General features: G+C 65.3%; 15 protein-coding genes. 8 read left to right on the top strand and 7 right to left on the bottom strand.

Annotation, left to right across the window (positions count from 1 at the left end; all coding sequences use genetic code 11):
- Positions 1-8 precede the first annotated feature (8 nt).
- From SDENCHOL_RS03285 to SDENCHOL_RS03270, 4 genes are all read left to right on the top strand, one after another.
- Positions 9-1,172 carry an acyl-CoA dehydrogenase family protein gene (locus SDENCHOL_RS03285; protein ID WP_154716042.1) on the top strand — a complete coding sequence of 388 codons (1,164 nt, stop codon included), beginning with the start codon at positions 9-11 and terminating at the stop codon, positions 1,170-1,172.
- Between the two features lie 174 nt (positions 1,173-1,346).
- The gene (locus SDENCHOL_RS03280; protein ID WP_154716041.1) at positions 1,347-2,156 is read left to right on the top strand and encodes a DUF2889 domain-containing protein; all 810 of its coding nucleotides are present in this window, start codon (positions 1,347-1,349) and stop codon (positions 2,154-2,156) included.
- Positions 2,157-2,168: 12 nt separating this feature from the next.
- Positions 2,169-3,392, top strand: a complete 1,224-nt coding sequence (locus SDENCHOL_RS03275) for a CaiB/BaiF CoA transferase family protein (protein ID WP_154716040.1) — start codon at positions 2,169-2,171, stop codon at positions 3,390-3,392.
- A gap of 12 nt (positions 3,393-3,404) precedes the next feature.
- Positions 3,405-4,625 (top strand): CaiB/BaiF CoA transferase family protein, encoded by a 1,221-nt coding sequence (locus SDENCHOL_RS03270; RefSeq protein WP_154716039.1) that lies wholly within the window; start codon positions 3,405-3,407, stop codon positions 4,623-4,625.
- Here the strand turns inward: SDENCHOL_RS03270 and yjjJ are convergent.
- Positions 4,619-5,968: a type II toxin-antitoxin system HipA family toxin YjjJ gene (yjjJ, locus tag SDENCHOL_RS03265; RefSeq protein WP_154716038.1), complete on the bottom strand. Its 1,350-nt coding sequence runs from the start codon at positions 5,966-5,968 to the stop codon at positions 4,619-4,621. The genes SDENCHOL_RS03270 and yjjJ overlap by 7 nt on opposite strands.
- Positions 5,969-6,242: 274 nt before the next feature.
- On the opposite strand from yjjJ, the gene SDENCHOL_RS03260 reads away from it, so the two are divergent.
- The 3 genes from SDENCHOL_RS03260 to SDENCHOL_RS03250 all read left to right on the top strand — a co-directional run bounded on the left by SDENCHOL_RS03260 (position 6,243) and on the right by SDENCHOL_RS03250 (position 9,461).
- A complete protein-coding gene (locus SDENCHOL_RS03260) occupies positions 6,243-7,163 on the top strand; it encodes a TIGR03619 family F420-dependent LLM class oxidoreductase (RefSeq protein WP_154716037.1) in 921 nt (306 codons plus the stop codon).
- Positions 7,164-7,239: 76 nt separating this feature from the next.
- On the top strand, positions 7,240-8,091 hold the full coding sequence (locus tag SDENCHOL_RS03255) for an enoyl-CoA hydratase/isomerase family protein (protein WP_154716036.1): 852 nt from the start codon (positions 7,240-7,242) through the stop codon (positions 8,089-8,091).
- 128 nt (positions 8,092-8,219) lie between these two features.
- Positions 8,220-9,461 (top strand): helix-turn-helix transcriptional regulator, encoded by a 1,242-nt coding sequence (locus tag SDENCHOL_RS03250; RefSeq protein ID WP_231912902.1) that lies wholly within the window; start codon positions 8,220-8,222, stop codon positions 9,459-9,461.
- Between the two features lie 31 nt (positions 9,462-9,492).
- Here the strand turns inward: SDENCHOL_RS03250 and SDENCHOL_RS03245 are convergent, their stop codons facing one another.
- The 4 genes from SDENCHOL_RS03245 to SDENCHOL_RS03230 all read right to left on the bottom strand — a co-directional run bounded on the left by SDENCHOL_RS03245 (position 9,493) and on the right by SDENCHOL_RS03230 (position 15,742).
- Positions 9,493-10,905, bottom strand: coding sequence for a sensor histidine kinase (locus SDENCHOL_RS03245; RefSeq protein ID WP_154716035.1), 1,413 nt, complete (start codon positions 10,903-10,905; stop codon positions 9,493-9,495).
- 208 nt (positions 10,906-11,113) lie between these two features.
- Positions 11,114-13,558, bottom strand: a complete 2,445-nt coding sequence (locus tag SDENCHOL_RS03240; RefSeq protein WP_154716034.1) for a phosphoethanolamine--lipid A transferase — start codon at positions 13,556-13,558, stop codon at positions 11,114-11,116.
- Positions 13,559-13,652: 94 nt separating this feature from the next.
- A complete protein-coding gene (locus tag SDENCHOL_RS03235; protein WP_154716033.1) occupies positions 13,653-15,026 on the bottom strand; it encodes an ATP-binding protein in 1,374 nt (457 codons plus the stop codon).
- Positions 15,017-15,742: a response regulator transcription factor gene (locus SDENCHOL_RS03230; RefSeq protein WP_154717339.1), complete on the bottom strand. Its 726-nt coding sequence runs from the start codon at positions 15,740-15,742 to the stop codon at positions 15,017-15,019. Before SDENCHOL_RS03230 ends, SDENCHOL_RS03235 begins: the two co-directional genes overlap by 10 nt.
- Positions 15,743-15,804: 62 nt before the next feature.
- On the opposite strand from SDENCHOL_RS03230, the gene SDENCHOL_RS03225 reads away from it, so the two are divergent.
- Positions 15,805-16,200, top strand: coding sequence for a diacylglycerol kinase (locus SDENCHOL_RS03225; protein ID WP_269458624.1), 396 nt, complete (start codon positions 15,805-15,807; stop codon positions 16,198-16,200).
- Here SDENCHOL_RS03225 and SDENCHOL_RS03220 read toward each other — a convergent pair.
- Together SDENCHOL_RS03220 and SDENCHOL_RS03215 are read right to left on the bottom strand one after the other, a co-directional pair.
- The gene (locus SDENCHOL_RS03220) at positions 16,197-16,862 is read right to left on the bottom strand and encodes a response regulator transcription factor (RefSeq protein ID WP_154716031.1); all 666 of its coding nucleotides are present in this window, start codon (positions 16,860-16,862) and stop codon (positions 16,197-16,199) included. The two genes, SDENCHOL_RS03225 and SDENCHOL_RS03220, sit on opposite strands and share 4 nt — an antisense overlap.
- On the bottom strand, positions 16,862-17,221 hold the full coding sequence (locus tag SDENCHOL_RS03215) for a PepSY domain-containing protein (RefSeq protein ID WP_154716030.1): 360 nt from the start codon (positions 17,219-17,221) through the stop codon (positions 16,862-16,864). Before SDENCHOL_RS03215 ends, SDENCHOL_RS03220 begins: the two co-directional genes overlap by 1 nt.
- Positions 17,222-17,394 lie beyond the last annotated feature (173 nt).

Below are 17,394 nucleotides of genomic sequence, written 5' to 3'. Positions count from 1 at the left end.
GGCGAACGATGGATCTCAAGTTTACCGACGAACAGAACATGTTCCGCGACATGACCCGCAACCTCTGCGCCGACTACAGCGGCATGGACGTGGTGCGCAAGATGGAGGACGATCCGGTCGGCCTGCCCACCGAACTGTGGGCGCAGATGCAGGAAACCGGCCTGCTGGGCATCCTGGTGCCGGAGGAATTCGGCGGCATGGGGCTCAACATGCTCGACTGCGCGGTGATTCTCGAGGAAATGGGGCGCACCCTGACGCCCGGTCCGTTCTTCTCCTCCTCCGTGATGGCCGCGCTGGCGCTGACCCGCGCCGGCAGCGCCGAACAGAAGCAGGCGCTGCTGCCGAAGATCGCCAGCGGCGAAGCCATCGTCGTCCCCGCCTGGCTGGAGCCGGACAACGGCTATGGCGCGGCCGGCGTGCAGATGCGCGCCCGGCTGGAAGGCAACGACTATGTGCTCAACGGCATCAAGCGCCACGTCTTCTGCGCCAGGGCCGCACAGCAGTTGATCGTGCTGGTGCGCACCGGCGACGGCGAGCAGGACGTCGATCTGCTGCTGGTCGATGCCGCTGCCGCCGGCCTGACCTACGACCAGCAGTTGAGCATGGCTTCCGACACGCAATACCGCCTGACCTTCGACAACGTCAAGGTGCCGGCGGCGAATCGCCTCGGCGCGGCCGGCTCGGGCTGGCAGGCCTGGAATGCCTGCATGCACGACGGCATCATCCTGCTCGCCGCCTTCGCGGCCGGCGGCGCCCAGCAGGCGCTGGACATCACCGTGCAATATTCCAAGGATCGCAAGCAGTTCGACAAGCCGCTGGGACAGTTCCAGGCCCTGGCGCACTACATGTCGGACGCCACCACCACGGTCGATGGCGCGCGCATGCTGGTGTATGAAGCCGCCTGGGCGCACAGCGTGGGCAAGGATACGGCGCGCCTGGCGCCGATGGCCAAGCTGTTCGCCTGCAAGACCTTCCGCGACGTGACTTCCATGGCGCAGCAGGTGCATGGCGGGATCGGCTTCACCCTCGACTACGACATCCAGCTCTACTACCGCCGCGCCAAGCAGTTGCAGCTCAACTGGTGGGATTCGCGCCATCTGGAAGAGCTGATCGCCGCCGACATCCTCGACCGCGACTTGCCGCGCACCATTCCCGACCCCTTCACCGTCTAAACCGGAACGGCTCTGGCGATTCGCCATCGCGCGATGATGCTTGCCATACCTCCGTCATTCTTGCCGCCATACCTCCGTCATTCCCGCGCAGGCGGGAATCCAGGGATGCTGGCTCGTGGATTCCCGCCTGCGCGGGAATGACGTGCTGACAACATGGTTGTGCAGAGCTGATACATGGGCACGCCTAACACCAACTACGGTTCGGGTGTCTTCCGCCGCCGCCTGCACTGGCAGGCCACGCCGGGCTGCGTGGCGGTGGCGCTGGAAGACAGCAACCACGGCTTCAGGCTGCGCCTGCGCCACGATGGCCGGCAGATCACGGCGGTCGAGGCCGAGCCGGTGCGCCATCCCTTCACCACCTGTCCGGAAGCGGTGAGCAACGTGCAGCAGATCAGCGGACTGGCGCTGGCGGATGCCGCCGGGTTGCGCGCCCGCCTGCCGCAGGCGACGAACTGCACCCACCTGGTCGACATGGCGCTGCTGGCCGCCAGCCATGCCGGCGCTGCGAGACAGGAGCGGCATTACGACATCGCCGTGGCCGATGAACGGGACGGCCTGACGGCAGCACGCATCACCTGCGATGGACAACCGATCCATGCCTGGACGATCCGCAATCACGTCATCGAAACGCCCGCCGAGCTGGCCGGCCGGCCGGTGATGCGCGGCTTCTATGCCTGGGCGGCGGCGCAGTTCGGCGAGACTAACGATTTGGCGCTGGAAGCCGCCCAGTTGCTGCAGCGCGGCTATTTCGTCGCCCAGGCGCGGCGCTCGGTCTATCTGCCGGTGGAACGCTACCCGGCCAGGAGCGATGGCATGACCGTCGGCGCCTGTTACTCCTACAATACGGGCGCCGTCGAACGCGCCTTGCGCATCCATGGTTCGGTACGCGATTACTCGAAGAGCGCCGAGCGCCTGCTGCAGTTCGATGGCACGGCGCCCTGCGGCAATCCGACAGTCCGACAGGCGCAGGAAGAGAAAAACTGACACGGAGGTTCAATGACTGAAGCAAGCAAGCCCGGCGCGCTGGCGGGCATCAAGGTGGTCGAATTCGGCCAGATGGTTTCCGCTCCCTACTGCGCCAAGCTGTTCAGCGACTACGGCGCCGACGTCATCAAGGTCGAGCTGCCCTCGGGCGATACCGCGCGCCGCGCCGGCCCCTTTCCTGGCGATGCGCCGCACCCGGAAAAAAGCGGCCTCTACTTCATCAACAACACCAACAAGCGCGGCATCACCTGCGATGTGGGCACGGCCGAGGGACGCCGCCAGTTCCTGCGCCTGCTGGCGTGGGCCGATGTGCTGGTCGAGAACAACCTGCCGCAGCAGATGCGCGCCTGGGGGCTGGATTACGCCACGCTCCAGGCCGTCAATCCGCAACTGGTGGTGATCTCCATCACACCGTTCGGCCAGACCGGCCCCTACAGCGAATGGAACGGCTACGACCTCAACGCCTTTCATTTGACCGGCGCATCCTCGCGCTACTGCGGCCGGCCGGGCGAGATGCCGCTGGAGCATGGCACCTTTTCCGCCGAGTATTTCGGCGCCATCACGGCGGCCGCCTGGGGCATGGCGGCCGTGTATGGGCGCAATGTGGTGGGTGGCGGCCAGCAGGTGGATGTCTCCTGCGCCGAAGCCATTGCGGCGGCCTTCGTCGGTGGCCAGAACATCGGCGGCTATGCCCAGGATGGCGTCTTCGACAAACGCACCGGCGTGGGCATGCCGCAGGGCGCGCCGGCCACCATCATGCCCTGCAAGGACGGCCACGTCTGGATGCTGGCGCTGGAGCCGGGCCAGTGGAACGGCCTGCGCAAGGTGATGGGCGACCCCGAATGGGCCGATCTGGACATCTTCCAGAACATGAAAACGCGCGCCGAGAATGCCGACGTGATCTATTCCTTCCTCCTCGAATGGACGATGGAACACACCAAGATGGAAATCCAGGAAAAGTGCCAGGCCGCCGGCTGCCCCATCACGGCGGTATATACCGTCGCCGAGGCCGCCGAGATGCCGCATCTCAAGGCGCGTGACTACTTCGTCGACATGGAACACCCGGAACTGGGCAAGCTGAAGAATCTAGGCGCGCCCTTCAAGCTGCCGGCCAGTCCGGGCGGGCCGGTGGAGTCGGCACCGCTGCTGGGCCAGCACAATGAAGACATCTACGGCGGCCTGCTCGGGCTGTCGGCCAGTGACATCGAGCACCTGCGCACGCAGGGCGTGATCTGAGAGGTGAAGCAGATGAGCAATGCATTGCCATTGAAGGGCATCCGCGTCGTCAATTTTGGCTGGGTGTGGGCCGGCCCCGTGGTGGGCCAGACGCTGGCCTTCCTCGGCGCCGAGGTCTACAAGATCGAGTCGCGCGCGCGCGTGGATCTCACCCGCTTCCTGCCGCCGTTTGCCGAAGGCATCCCCGATCACAACCGCAGCCTGTCCAATCATGCCTGCTGGGCGGGCAATGGTTCGGTGTCGCTGAACCTCAAGGAACCCGAGGCGCTGCAACTGGTCAAGGAGCTGATCGCCGAGTCGGATGTCGTCGTCGAAAACTTCGGCCCCGGCGTCATGGAGCGCCTCGGCCTGGGCTATGCGGAACTGAAGAAGCTCAAGCAGGACATCATCCTGTTTTCCATGCCCGGCGCCGGCCTCACCGGGCCGCTGAAGGACTTGCGCTCCTATGGCCTCAGCCTGACCTCGACCACCGGACTGGACAGCATGGTGGGCTACAAGGGCGAAGGCCCGATCCCGATGGAAAACGCCTATTCCGATCCCTATGCCGGCATCTTCGGCAGCTTTGCCATCATCACGGCGCTCAATCACCGGCGCAACAGCGGCGAGGGCCAGCACATCGACTTCTCGCAGCAGGAAGCGGTGATGCAGATGGTCGGCCCGGCCTATATGGATTACCAGCTCAACGGCCGCAGCGGCACGCCCAAGGGCAACGAGCATCCGCTCGGCACCGTGGCGCCGCATGGCGTCTTCCCCTGCAAGGGCGACGACCGCTGGATCAGCATCGTGGTGCGCACGGACGAGGAATGGCAGCAGTTGCTCAACGCCCTGGAACATCCCGAATGGCTCAAGGTCAGCGAATTCGCCACCCGCGAAGGCCGCCTCAAGTCCATCGACAGCCTGCACAAGCTGCTGGCCGACTGGACCGCCCAGCACGACGACCGCGAACTCGCCGCCCATCTGCAAAAACATGGCGTGGCCGCCGCGCCGGTGCTGAACGTGGCGGACCTGCTGCGTGACCCGCACTACCAGGCACGCCAGACCTTCGTTGAGGTGACCCATCCGCTGGGCTTCAAGGAAACCCTCTACGGCCCCTATGTGAAATTCAGCGCCAGCCAACCCACGGTCCGCCCCGGCCCGATGATCGGCCAGGACAACGAGCACGTCTTCAAGCACATCCTCGGCATGTCGGCGGAGCGCTATGACGACCTGGTGAAGCGGCAGATCATCTATTGAGACGCAAGACGCGCAGTCTGCATGGACACCTGCTCGATGTGTCGCGCCAGAGCGGCAATGCACGGCGCGAAGCGGGCGCTGAAACCGGGTGTCTGCCTGAGCCGCTGCAGGTAATCGCGCGCCAGATGTTCGGCCTGGTGCCAAAGCGCATCGGCCACGCTGGCGTGCACTCTGGCGGTGGGCAGGGTATCGGGCAGGCCACCGCCGCTGCGCGGGGCGAAAGCCATGGGCGACATGTCGTAGGCCGGCGCCAGGGCGTACGGGCAGGCGTGCTCCGCAATAAACGAGAGATTGCCGCCGTGCATGTCGGTGTTGCCGATCAGACTGCCGAAGGCCCACAGCAGAGCGGCGCTGGATACGGCGTCCGGCTGCAGCGGTACGACCTCGCGCAAACGCTGCACGACGGCGGGCCAGGGTTCGCCGCCGGCACCGACGAACTCGGCATCCAGCGCGCTCAGTGAAATCAGCGCACGCCGCCCCAGCGCGCCAACGCGATCGAAGCGCAGTACTTCCAGAAAACGCTGCCCGGCATGATCGATGATGCAGCTCCTGGCGGCCGACAACCGGGCGGCGCGCAGAGTTTCCAGCGCCAGATGCTCGGCCAGCAACAGATCTCGCCAACGCTCGCCGACCGGCCCGGCTTCCGCTTCGCTGAACTTCACGATGGCATGCGCCGGCACACCGTCGCAGGTGGTGTAACAAGTGAACTTGGGCTGTTCGCCGCCAGCCGATGACCCTGCCTGTTCACCCCGGGCGGCCTCCCGTGCCAGAGCGGCATAGGCTTGCGCCTTCTCCGCTGCGGCAATCGCCACGGGCAGTGGCGCATCGAGGAACTGCCCGCGCGCCGTTTCTCCCAATAGCAGATTGCCGATCGCATCGTGGCCGTGCGCCAGCAACGCGCGCAGCGCATGCGTATCGCTCCACTGCGTCGGGCGCTGCGGCAAGCCGAGCGCAGCGGCATGCCGTGCCGCATAGGCGCGGCCGAGATAACCTTGCGGCCGCATGTCCGTCAACCACCAGGGCAGCCCGGCGCTGTAGCGTTGCGTGCCATCTTCCCGCCGCATGAGAAAGCCTTCCGGACTGAGCGGAATCAGCACGCCCAGTCGCCCGACACGACCGTCGGCATCCACCTGATACACCGGAATGTCGGGCAAGCCGCGTGCCGTGTCGCGCAGTGCGTATTGAATGGATCTTGCCGCGCCAAAGCGCACGAGACCTGCCCCAAGATCAGCCAGCGCACGCGACATGGTTGGCTGGCTGACCCCCAGTTTTTCAAGCAGTTGGCGCGCGGCCAATGGTCCATTGGCAAGATGACGCCGGACGGCTTCGGCATGTGTCGGCATGTTCAAGAATGGTTATATGAATGGATATATGAATGGGTATCATACTGCATTTACCTGCCGATCAGGTCTAGCCGACAGACGTCCATGCAAGCACGGATGGAAATCCGGCCGGTTTTGCCGCGCTTGTCTGCGCTCTGCGGACTTATATCTGGAAAAGACCGGCAACTAACGGTAAAGTAACGAACTTCGCAGGGTGTCCGACAGGCTTTGCGACGCGTTCCGGCTTGTTTCGCCTTGGCCTGCACCTTCCTTTGCTCAACTGGAGAACTAGACGATGAAATTCGCACTCGCCGCTAGCGGCATGGACAACTATCCGCCCGCCATGGCCCCGTGGGAACCCCACGCCGGCCGCGAGGAGATCCTGCGCTATGCCAAGAAGGCCGACAGCCTCTCCTGGGATTGGCTGACCATTCCCGAACACGTGATCATGCCCAACGCGATGGTCGAGCACATGGGCACGCGCTTCGTCGAAGGCATCACCGCCGCTTCGGTGCTGATGGGCGCGACCGAGCGCATCCACATGCTGACCTTCGTGCTGGTGCTGCCCTACCGCCATCCGCTGCTGCTGGCCAAGCAGATCGCCACGATGGAATTCATCGCTGGCGGCCGCTTCACCCTGGGTACGGCCGTCGGCCACCTGCAGCACGAGTTCGACTGCCTCAACGTGCCGTTCGAGAAGCGCGGCGCCATGGCCGATGAATACATTGCCGCGCTGAAGGAAGTCTGGACTTCCGACAAGCCGAAATTCGACGGCGAGTTCGTCAAGTTCGGCGACTTCGTCTTCGAACCGAAGCCGGTGCAGAAACCGCATCCACCGATCTTCATCGGCGGCAACTCCAAACCGGCGATGCGCCGCGCCGCCAAGTTCGGCGACGGCTGGATCCCATGGCTGGTCACCGCCGAGGATCTGCCCGAGTGCATCAAGTACATGAAGAGCCTGCCCGAGTTCGAGGCGAAGAAGGACACCTTCGAATTCATGTGCACCACCACCGCCTACAACGTCAACGATGCCCACATCGACAAGGGCGAGACCCACATCTCCGCCGACCGCGACAGCGTGCTGCGCGAGGTCGAGTCGCTCAAGAAGGCCGGAGCAACCTCCGTTCAGGTGCGCCCGCCGCGCCTACCGACCTTCGAGGCCTGCCTCGAATGGATCGAGTGGTACGACAAGGAAATCATTCCGCAATTCCGTTGATGACGGTCGCCTGTGGCGCCGGATGCTGGCCATGCCAGCCTGGCGCCGCAGGCGTTTTTGCCTCTGCTCAATTTGAATGGATACACCCGCACCCATCATGGCCGAAGATTACAAATACCTGACTTTCCGCATCGAAGACAACGTCGGCATCATCACCCTGAACCGCCCCGACAAACTCAACGCGGTGAGCTGGGATCTGGCCGAGGAGCTCGCCGCCCTGCTGCTCAAGCTGCGCTATCGGGATGAAGTCCGCACCATCCTGCTGACCGGCGAAGGCCGCGCCTTCTGCGCCGGCGGCGACGTCGACTTCCTTTCCGGCGAAGGCGACCGGCCGATGCCGGGCACGTCCTCTGCCGACCGTCCCATTCCGCGTTCGCAGCGCAAGTCACCCGGCGGCCCGTTCTTCGAGGTGATGCGTCAACTGGTGCTGGTGGACAAGCCCGTCATCGCCGCGATCCACGGCCATGCCGTCGGCGCCGGTCTGGCCTACGCGCTGGCCTGCGACCGGCGTTTCGCCGACAGCACGACCAAGATGGCGGCGATCTTCACCAATGTCGGCGTCGCGCCGGATTGCGGCATGTCCTACTTCCTGCCGCGCATCGTCGGTTTTTCCAACGCGCTGATGATGGTCGAGACGGCCAAGGTCTTCAAGGCCGAGGAGTGCAAGGAACTGGGGCTGATCGACGAACTGGTGCCCGAAGGCAAGGATTTCGAAACGGCCTTCGAATACGCCCGCATGCTGGCGCAGCGCGCCAGCGTGGCGGTGGATGCGGCGCGCCGCCTGATCCACATGTCGCAATACATGACGCTGGACGAAATCCTCGAATTCGAGGGTGCCATCGGCGTCTGCGTGGCCGGCAGCGCCGATGCCAAGGAAGGCACCATGGCCTTCATGGAAAAACGCAAGCCGGTGTATCGCGGGGTCTGAGCCGCCGGCCTTGCCTGAGTCCGGTTCCGCCTTGAATCCCGCTGCCCGGGTGGCGCCGCAGCCAGCTCTGCCGCACTTGGCCGCCGCCTGGTGTATTCTCGTCTCTTTGCCGCAGGTGATAGCTTCGAGTGACTAAAGCGACCCGGACAACTCGAACCAAGGTGGCTACGGCTGCGGCAGCGTCCGTAGCCACGGCGCTGCCCGCGCAGCCGGCATCTACGACCGTAGAACAGCTGCCGCTGTCATTGTCGTTCGAGCAGTTCAGCGATCTGGTTGGCCAGATCTACGAAGGCCCGCTGGAAGACGTGCCCTGGGCCAGCGCGATGCGCCTGGTGCGCCAGTATCTCGGCGCCAACTGGGTCACGCTGATCCTGCGCCCCGCCTCGATCAGCCAGCAGGCCATCCTGGTGCGCGCCGGCGAGCATGGCGAGGATCTCTACGGCGCGGCCTACAACCAGTTTCAGGGCTTCTCGCTGGATCCCTTCGTCGGCCTGCCGCCCGACCGGGTTCTCGCCATCGACGAAATGATCGATATCCGCACCTGGATCGAAGGCGATTTCTACAAGCAGTTCATCGAACCCAACAATATCCGTTACATCATCGGCGCCGATATCCGCATCGAAGGCGGCGGCGAATGCCGTCTGCGCATCACCCGACCCGTCACGGAGAAAAATTTCAGCGAGCAGGACAAGGCGTTCTGCCAGCGCCTGCTGCCGCATCTGAAACGCTCGGTGAAGCTGCGTTCGCGCGTCGAAGGCATCGAGTCGGAACGCCGCCTGTATGCCGTCGCCATGGATCGCATGCAGATCGGCACCGTGGTGCTCAACGAACAGGGGCTGATCGTGCGCAGCAACAGCGTGGCCGACGGCATCCTCGAAGAAAAGGACGGCATCCAGGTCGTGAAAGGCAAGCTGCATGCCGAATACGCCCTGGAAGACCGCGAGCTGCAGCGCCTGATCAAGAACGGCCTGTCGAACGTCGCCAGCGCCTCGCCGGTGATCACCGAAGCCATTTCTCTGACGCGTCCTTCCGGCCAGCCCAAGCTGGGCGTGCTGGTGCGTTCGATTCCCTGCAACGATCTCTCCGAAGGCAACGACTGGCCGCAGGTCGCCGTGTTCATCCGCGATCCCAAGCACCAGCCCGCCCCCTCGCACGAACTGGTGCGCCGCCTGTTCGGTTTCACCTCGGCCGAGGTCGCCCTGGCCCTGCTGCTCACCAACGGCCTGACGCTGGACGAAGCCGCCGCCGAACTCAACATCCGCAAGAACACCGCCCGCGCCCACCTGCGCTCGATCTTCTCGAAGACCGGCGTGACGCGCCAGACCATGTTGGTGCGCCTGTTGCTCAACAGCGTGGCATCGGTGAGCTGAGCCGCATCCACGCTCCACACTCCACGCTGCCTCACTGCGCGGCCGGCAGTTCGAGGACGGCCTGCAAACCTCCCGACGCCGCTTCCTGCAGCCTCAGCTCGCCGCCGTAGAGTCGCGCCAGGTCGACGACGATGGCCAGGCCCAGGCCGCTGCCGGGCGTTCGTTCATCCGCGCGCATGCCTCGCTGCAGGATGATTTCCCGCTGGCCGGCGGGCACGCCGGGGCCGTCGTCCGCCACGCTCAGCAGCAAGCGGCCCTGTCCATGTGTTTCCTCCGCGCGCACTTCGACTTCGACCCGGCTGCGCGCCCATTTGCAGGCGTTGTCGAGGAGATTGCCGAGCATTTCCTGCAGATCGTGCTCCTCGCCACGAAAGGCCAGCGCGGCCGGCATGTCGAGCAAACGCAGTTCCAGCCCGCGTTCCGCGTGGAGGCGGCGCATGGTGCGCAACAGTCCCGCGATCACCGGCTGCACCGCCGTGCGCGCGCCGGGCAGACGCGCCGTGGCCGCCGCCCGGGCGCGGGCCAGATGGTAATCCACCTGACGACGGGCGATGCCGACCTGATCGTTCACCAGATGGGCCAGTTCGCTGTCGCGGTTTTCCGCCGCGCCGGCGGCATTGCCCAGCACGGTCAGCGGCGTTTTCAGCGCATGGGCCAGATTGCCGGCCTGGGTGCGGGCGCGGGCGACGACTTCCGCATTCTGGCCAAGCACGCTGTTGAATTCCTCGACCAGCGGCATCACTTCGCTGGGGAAGCGGCCCGCCAACTGCGGACTGTCGCCCTGGCGCACCCGGACCAGCGCCGCCTGCAAGCGGCGCAAAGGCGCCAGGCCGACATAGACCTGCACCAGGGCCGCCAGGGCCAGGCCACCGCCCAGCAGCGCCAGGGCCAGCCAGAGCGTGCCCTGGAAACGGGCCACGGGCGCATTCATCAGTTCGGCATCGGCGGCCACGGTGAGCCGCAGTTCGCGTCCATCGACGCTGATCTTGCGTTCGGCCACGACCACCGCCTGATCCTGCGGGCCAATGAAATGATGGCGCTGCATTTCGCCAGCGGCCAGTTGGTCCGCCGGCACGCTCAACGCCTCGTCCCAGAGCGAGCGCGAACGCAGGAGGCCGCGTTCGTTCGGCGAATCCACCTGCCAGTAATAGCCGGAATAGGGTCGCTGAAAACGCGGATCGCTGAGCGGCAGCCTGAGCAGGGGCCGCCCCTGGGCATCCAGATCGAGCTGGGCCGTCAATTGGTCGAGGTGGGTCTGCAGCTCGGCATGGAACTGGCGGGCCACGTGCTGCTGGAACATCCGTCCCAATCCCCAGCCGGTCAGCATGATGGAAGCCGCGATCCAGAGCAGCGTGCCCAGCAGCAGGCGCAGGCGCAGGGAACGCATGTCCGGCCGGCTGGATTGCCTTGCCGCATTTGCGCCGCGGTATCGCCAGATCAACATGCCTGCTCCTTTCATGCCGGAACTGCAATTATGCAGCTTTGCGCAACAGACACTGTCGGCGATGCCGCCGCCCGCCGCAATCGCGCGCGACCTAGGCCGCATGACACTGTAGGCTGTGGCCCGCCACGCTGACTTCGATCCGCTCATCCACCTCATGAACCTGCGCCGGCATACGGCTCCTGGCGGTTTTCTCGTCAGCGTCGCTTGTTCACTGCCGCCCTGCTTCGCCTGCAAGCCCGGCCGAGGATATTGAAACGCTGCCCGGGCGGCGGCAGTCCGCCAGCATGTCGCGTTCGCGACGATAACCGGGCGTCTGCACTTCCAGCAGACCCAGCAGCGAGGAATACAGATTGTCGTGGCTGTATCGGCCTGCGCTGCGTGCCCGCAGGCAGGCGGTGTCCAGTTGCAGGCGCCGGGCGGTGGCAGCGGGCAGCCACCACAGCATCGGCACTTCGAGCTGCTCGCGCGGGGCGATGGCCTGGGGCACGCCATGCAGAAAGAGGCCGTATTCGCCCAGCGATTCGCCATGGTCGGAAACGTACAGCAAGGCCACGTCGCGTTCGGCCGCCTGCGTTTGCAGAAAAGCAATCAACCGGGCCAGCAGGTGATCGGTATACAGCACCGCATTGTCGTAGGCATTGACGATTTCCTGCCGCGTGCATTTACCCAGATCGTCGTCGTTGCAAGCCGGCCGGTAGCGGGCAAATGCCGCCGGGTAGCGGCGATGGTAGGCCGGGCCGTGGTTGCCGAGCGGGTGCAACACCACCACGCGATCCACGATCGGGCGCCCCTCCGCGTCCGCTTGCAGTTGCTCCCGCAGGCCCGTCAGCAGGATTTCATCCAGACAGTGTTCGCCCGCGCACAGCCCGGCGTCGCGGCGCTGTCCCAGATCGACGAATTCCAGGCCGTCGCAAACCCCCTTGCAACCGCTCTGGTTATCCAGCCAACCGACGCGATAGCCGGCGCGGGCGAGCAACTGCAACAGGGATTCATGGCTGCGTATTTTCGACTCATCGTAGTCCGCGCGGCCAAAAGCGGAAAACATGCAGGGCAGCGAAACGGCGGTTGAAGTGCCGCAGGCGGTCACATGAGGGAAATTGATCACCGGCAGTCCGGCCAGCTCGGGCGTGGTCATGCGGGCATAGCCGTTGAGGCCGAAATTCGCCGCGCGCAGCGTTTCGCCGACCACCATCACCAGCAACATCGGTTTGCGCGGCATGCCGGCCGGCCGAGGCTGGCGCCGCACCGGCGCCAGCGGCGCGACCGACTGGGCATGCACCGTGCCAACGGCCAGCCTGGCCAACGACCAGACCACGTTGCCCGGCGTCAGTTGATAGCGCAGCGCCTTGTGGCTGCGCATCGCCGAGCCGAAGTCCTGAAAGCTCACCAGCAGGGCCGCGCTGCCTGCCAGCAGTGCCAGCAGCAGGCTGGCGCCGCGCACCAGCACGGCCTGGCGAGGCGGCCGGACGACGAGGCGCACGCGCCAGAGATAGAAGAGCGGCACGAGTGCCAGCGCCATGAACAGCAACAGGTCCGGATTCAGCAATTCGCGCGCCTCGCGCCAATCCGTCTGCAGGACATTGCGCAGCATGGCCGGGTCGATGACGACGCCATAGCGGCGGATGTGGTAGCCGGCCAGCATGGCAACGATGAGCAGCACGGCCAGCAAGGGACGCAGCAACAGGCGCGTGGCCAGCAGGCCGATGACCAGATAGTGCAGCGCGGCCAGGGCGACGAAGCTGGCGATGGCAAAGCGCCAGGTGGCCCATTCCTGCCAGTCGCGGCCGGCCAGCAGGCCCTGCCAGAATGGCGCATTGGCAAACAGCAGGATCAGCAGCACGGTCAGCAAAATCAGGGTCTCGGTCTGCTGACCATGCGCCTTGCCGGTGAGGAATGCGTCGATGCGCAGCAGCATTCGCTGGCGCGCATCGCTCGACCTGGACAGATAAGCCGCAGCGAAGCGTCCCCGTTCGAACAGGGATGCGCATTTGAAGCTGAACGCCGCCAGCCCCCAGCAGATCGCCGCCGCCCACAGGTTATGACTGAGAAAATGGGCGCCCTGGGCCATGCGCAGCAGACTGAAGCTGCAACCCGCGCCCAGCGCCAGCCACAGCCAGCGCCGCGCCTGGGGCAGATCCAGGGCGCGCGCCAGAAAATACAGGGCGATCAAGCTGAAGCCGCTGGCCGCATGGCCGCCGGGAAAGCAATGCCCGGCTTCGGCGCGGCTGACGAACCAGTCGCTGCTGAAGGCTGCGCTGCCACCGAATCCGGCCAGATCCCAGGGGCAGTGATGGGTGTTGATTTCCTTCAGCCAGACGACCAGCAACGGCCCCAGGGCCATGCCGGCGACGGCCGCCCAAAGCGCCGGCCGCCGGCTTGCCAGTCGCGGCTGCCACTGCCGCCAGTACTGGCTGATGATGGCGATCGCCAGCAGGGACAGCCAGATCAGCGTCACCGCCGACTTGGCCAGATGATGACCGAAGAGTTCCAGCCACGGCCAGTCATGCATCGGAAAACCGTGCGCGGCATCGGCGTAGAACAGCCGCGCCAGCGTCAAATCCAGGCCACTCCTCTGGGCCAGCAGGGCCAGCGATGCCAGCAGGCAGGGAATCAGCAGCAAGTGGAGACGGAAGAACCGTGCAGACAGTGACATGGGCTGTGTCCTCGAACAGCCCGGAACTCTACGCAGCAGGGTGTGAAACTCGCGTCGACGTATTGTCGAAATTTCGTCAACGCGAAACGGCCGATCAGCCGTGTTCCATCTGGAGGATGAAGCAACTGCCGCCGCCGACCGTGGATTCGACGCTCAACTGCCAGCCATGCAGCTCGGCAAGCTGGCGCGCAATGGCCAGTCCAATGCCGCGTTCGCGCTCAGGCTTGCTCTCATCCTCGCCCGCCGCGAGCGCTGCCGGCGCCGGCATGAAGGCCGCCGACGCATCCGTGGGTTTCGCCGCCACATCCAGCCGCTGCCCACGGTAATGGCGCTCGAAGAGCAGCGGCTGTTCCGTGGCCGGAATGCCGATGCCGTCATCCATCACCTCGATGCCGCGCGCGCCGTAACTGACGCTGCAGTGGCTGGCCGCCGCGTGTTCGGCGGCATTGCGGATCAGATTGCGCAGGATGGTGAGCAGCGCATGGCGATCGGCGCTGACGCTCACCGTCCGCGCCACGCGGTTGTCGAACCGCAGCCGCAAGATGTGCGGCGTGCCGGCCAGGCTGCTCCAGGCATGATCGACACAGTCGGCCAGATCGATGCGCTCGGTCGTCAGGGCGCGCTTCTGCGCCAGGCTTTGCGCCAGATCGAGCGCGGCGGCGATTTCATCGACGCCGTCCAGCGCGCGTTGCAGGCGTGGGCCGGCAGCCGCATCCGCTTGCAGCGCCAGCATTTCCAGATCGGTACGCAAGGCCGTCAGCGGCGTGCGGATCTCGTGGCGGGCATTGGCCATGAACTCGCGCTCCTGCGCCAGCCCTTCCTCGAAACGCGCCTGCACGCGCTGGAAGGCGGCGCGCAACCGGGCTTCCTCGTCGCGTTCTTCGCCATCCTCCATTCGTGTCGCCGGCGCCCAGGCGGTGAGCTGGCGCGTCAATCGCTCCATGGGAGCGACCACGATGGCGGCCAACTGACGCGCCGCCAGAATGGCCAACGCGCTGCAGAGCAGGGTCAGACCCAACAGGAAGATGCCGAATTCGTTCACCTTCTCTTCATGCACGGCGGCGTCGTACTGCAGATAGAGGCGCCCGGCCGGCGTCGCCAATATATAGACATGCAGCTCGGCGCTCGCCTGCTTCAGGCGGTGAGGGCCGTCGCCGAGCTGAAGCAGGTAGGGCGGCAGCTCGGTCGGCGGAACGCCCGGCGACGCCGGTACCAGCCAGACGTTCAGATTCTGTCCCAGCGCGGGCGACTGCAATTGCTGTCGAGCCGCTTCCGCGCCGCGTTCCTCGATGAGCGCCTTCAGACGCAGGGCTTCGGTCTGCACCAGATCGTCGACCAGATCGTCTTCCTGCTCGGCCATCGACAGATAGGCCAGTCCACCCTGCAAGGCGACGAACAACACCACGAGCAGCGTCAAGGCCCAGACGACGCGCTGCTGCAGCGTGATGCGGACGGGAATCAGGCGCATTTGAGGCGGTAACCGACGCCATGCACGGTTTCCAGGCCATCATAGCCGGCCTGGCTCAAGGCTTTGCGCAGCAGATGAATCTGGCCGCGCAAGGCGTCGCTGCCGACGTCTTCATCCGGCCAGAGCAGGTTCTCCAGCGCCCGCCGGGTGACCACCCGGCCCGGATCGAGCAGCAGGGCTTCGAGTATCTGCATGCTGCGCGGCATCAGATGCAACACCTGATCCTGCACGCGCGCCTCACGCCGGCGCCGGTCCAGGCACAGCGTGCCGGCCTGCAGCAGGTCGCTGACCACCGTCCCGCGCGCGCGCCGGTGCAGGACTTGCACGCGCATGGCCACCTCGGCCAGGGCATAGGGCTTGACCAGGTAATCGTCAGCGCCCAGCGCCAGGGTGTCCAGCTTGCTGGACAGGGCATCGCGCGCCGTCAGCACCAGCACCGGCGTGGCCAGCCCCAGGGTATTGCGCAAATATTGCAGCACCGCCTGCCCGTCGGCGCGCGGCAGGCCCAGATCGAGGATGACGACATCGTAGGTGCGGGCGGCCAGCCGGTGCTGGGCCGCCAGGCCATCGTAGGCGACATCCACCTGGTGTCCTTGCAACTCGAGGTATTCGACCAGATTGGCGAGGATCGTCACGTCGTCCTCCACCACCAGCAACTGGCAGGCGGCAGTGTCGGCGTTGATCGCGGAGCGAGCGGTGGAATGGGCAGCAATCATGGAAGTGGCCAGCCGGTCAAACATGCGAGAATTCTCGCATGCGGAGGCAGAGGACGACGGCAGTGAAAAAGAACGACGGCAACTCGGGCTGGAGCGGCCAGGCCGGCGGTATCGGCGGCTTGCGCCGCATCTGGCGGGCGGGCGTGTATTCGCGCGACGGGCTGATCGCCGCCTTTCGCCATGAAGCGGCCTTTCGCCAGGAACTGCTGCTGATCATCCCGCTGTTGCCGCTGGCGCTGTGGCTACCGGCCAGCGGCCCGGGCAAGGCGCTGATGCTGGCCAGCCTGTTGCTGGTGCTGATCGTCGAACTGCTGAACTCCGCCATCGAAGCCGTCGTCGATCGCATTTCCACGGAACGGCATCCGCTCGCCAAACGCGCCAAGGATCTGGGCAGCGCGGCGGTGCTGATCGCCTTGCTCAACGTGCCGGTCGTCTGGTTGCTGGTGCTGTTTGGCTAGCTTGCCTTCTCGTTCAGTCGATAACCCAGGCCGCGCACGGTTTCGATCAGGCCGGACGGCAGCTTCTTGCGCAGGCGGCCGATGAAGACTTCGACGGTGTTCGAGTCGCGTTCGAAATCCTGGGCGTAGATGTGCTCGGTCAGCTCGGCGCGAGTGACGATTTCACCCGGATGATGCATCAGATAGGCCAACACGCGGTATTCGTGGCTGGTCAGACCGAGCGGCTCGCCCGCCACGCTGACCCGGCTGCTGCGCGTGTCGAGCAATAGCGGGCCGCAGACCAGTTCGCTCGTGGCATGGCCGCCGGAGCGCCGGATCAGGGCGCGCAGGCGGGCGAGCAGTTCTTCCATGTGGAAAGGCTTGGCCAGGTAGTCATCGGCGCCGGCGTCGATGCCGGCCACTTTCTCGTGCCAGTTGCCGCGCGCGGTGAGGATCAGCACCGGCATCCGACGCCCGGCGGCGCGCCATTGCTTCAGTACCGTCAGGCCGTCCAGTTGCGGCAGCCCCAGGTCGAGCACGACCGCGTCATAGGGCTCGGTGTCGCCCATGAAACGCGCGTCCATGCCATTGCCGGCGTGATCGACGACATAGCCGGCCGCCGTCACGGCCGCGCTCAACTGCTTGGCCAGCGTGGGTTCATCCTCGACGATCAGGATACGCATCAACGGGATTCCCGGTGCGGCATTTTGTTTGCGGCCTTGGGCGTTTTTTCCTTCATGCCGAGGATTTCGCCGGTGCGCGCGTCGATCTTCAGCTTGAGCAGGCTGCCTTCCGCCTTCAGCAGCTTGACTTCATAAATCCAGCCGGCCTCGGCATGCTCCCGCTCCAGTTCGACTTCCATCACCTGCCCCGGCTGCTCGCGTTCGATCCGTTCGAGGATCGCGCGCAGCGGCAGGATTTCGCCGGCCAGCAACGCCTGGCGGGCGCGGTCGTGGTCGCGCAAATCATCCGCATGGATGGGCGCGTGTGCATACGCCAACAGGGCGAGACCGGCGAAAGTGGCAAGCAGTCGTTTTTTCATGGGCTCTTTATAGCGCAGAAAAACTGAACGCAGCATGAACGAAGTCTTCAGGCCAGGTTCAGTAGCGCCTGTTTATCGTGCATCCCGTAACGGACGCAACGTACTTGTGATTTCGTGGTTTCGTGGTTTCGTTGCTTCGTTACCTCGTTACCTCGTTACTTTTCTTCCCTGCA

Origin of the sequence: Sterolibacterium denitrificans, assembly GCF_900174485.1 — a bacterium.
GTDB classification, from domain to species: domain Bacteria; phylum Pseudomonadota; class Gammaproteobacteria; order Burkholderiales; family Rhodocyclaceae; genus Sterolibacterium; species Sterolibacterium denitrificans.
The sequence above is the reverse complement of the archived record's forward strand: the minus strand, read 5'-3'. Positions and strand labels throughout refer to the sequence as shown.

Excerpts from the sequence above, each read along its gene's own strand:
- SDENCHOL_RS03215 (WP_154716030.1), bottom strand. The coding sequence starts at position 17,221 with ATGAAAAAACGACTGCTTGCCACTTTCGCCGGTCTCGCCCTGTTGGCG.
- SDENCHOL_RS03285 (WP_154716042.1), top strand. The coding sequence starts at position 9 with ATGGATCTCAAGTTTACCGACGAACAGAACATGTTCCGCGACATGACC.
- SDENCHOL_RS03275 (WP_154716040.1), top strand. The coding sequence starts at position 2,169 with ATGACTGAAGCAAGCAAGCCCGGCGCGCTGGCGGGCATCAAGGTGGTC.
- SDENCHOL_RS03230 (WP_154717339.1), bottom strand. The coding sequence starts at position 15,742 with ATGATTGCTGCCCATTCCACCGCTCGCTCCGCGATCAACGCCGACACT.
- SDENCHOL_RS03240 (WP_154716034.1), bottom strand. The coding sequence starts at position 13,558 with ATGTCACTGTCTGCACGGTTCTTCCGTCTCCACTTGCTGCTGATTCCC.
- SDENCHOL_RS03245 (WP_154716035.1), bottom strand. The coding sequence starts at position 10,905 with ATGTTGATCTGGCGATACCGCGGCGCAAATGCGGCAAGGCAATCCAGC.
- SDENCHOL_RS03280 (WP_154716041.1), top strand. The coding sequence starts at position 1,347 with ATGGGCACGCCTAACACCAACTACGGTTCGGGTGTCTTCCGCCGCCGC.
- SDENCHOL_RS03260 (WP_154716037.1), top strand. The coding sequence starts at position 6,243 with ATGAAATTCGCACTCGCCGCTAGCGGCATGGACAACTATCCGCCCGCC.
- SDENCHOL_RS03235 (WP_154716033.1), bottom strand. The coding sequence starts at position 15,026 with ATGCGCCTGATTCCCGTCCGCATCACGCTGCAGCAGCGCGTCGTCTGG.
- SDENCHOL_RS03270 (WP_154716039.1), top strand. The coding sequence starts at position 3,405 with ATGAGCAATGCATTGCCATTGAAGGGCATCCGCGTCGTCAATTTTGGC.
- yjjJ (WP_154716038.1), bottom strand. The coding sequence starts at position 5,968 with ATGCCGACACATGCCGAAGCCGTCCGGCGTCATCTTGCCAATGGACCA.
- SDENCHOL_RS03255 (WP_154716036.1), top strand. The coding sequence starts at position 7,240 with ATGGATACACCCGCACCCATCATGGCCGAAGATTACAAATACCTGACT.
- SDENCHOL_RS03220 (WP_154716031.1), bottom strand. The coding sequence starts at position 16,862 with ATGCGTATCCTGATCGTCGAGGATGAACCCACGCTGGCCAAGCAGTTG.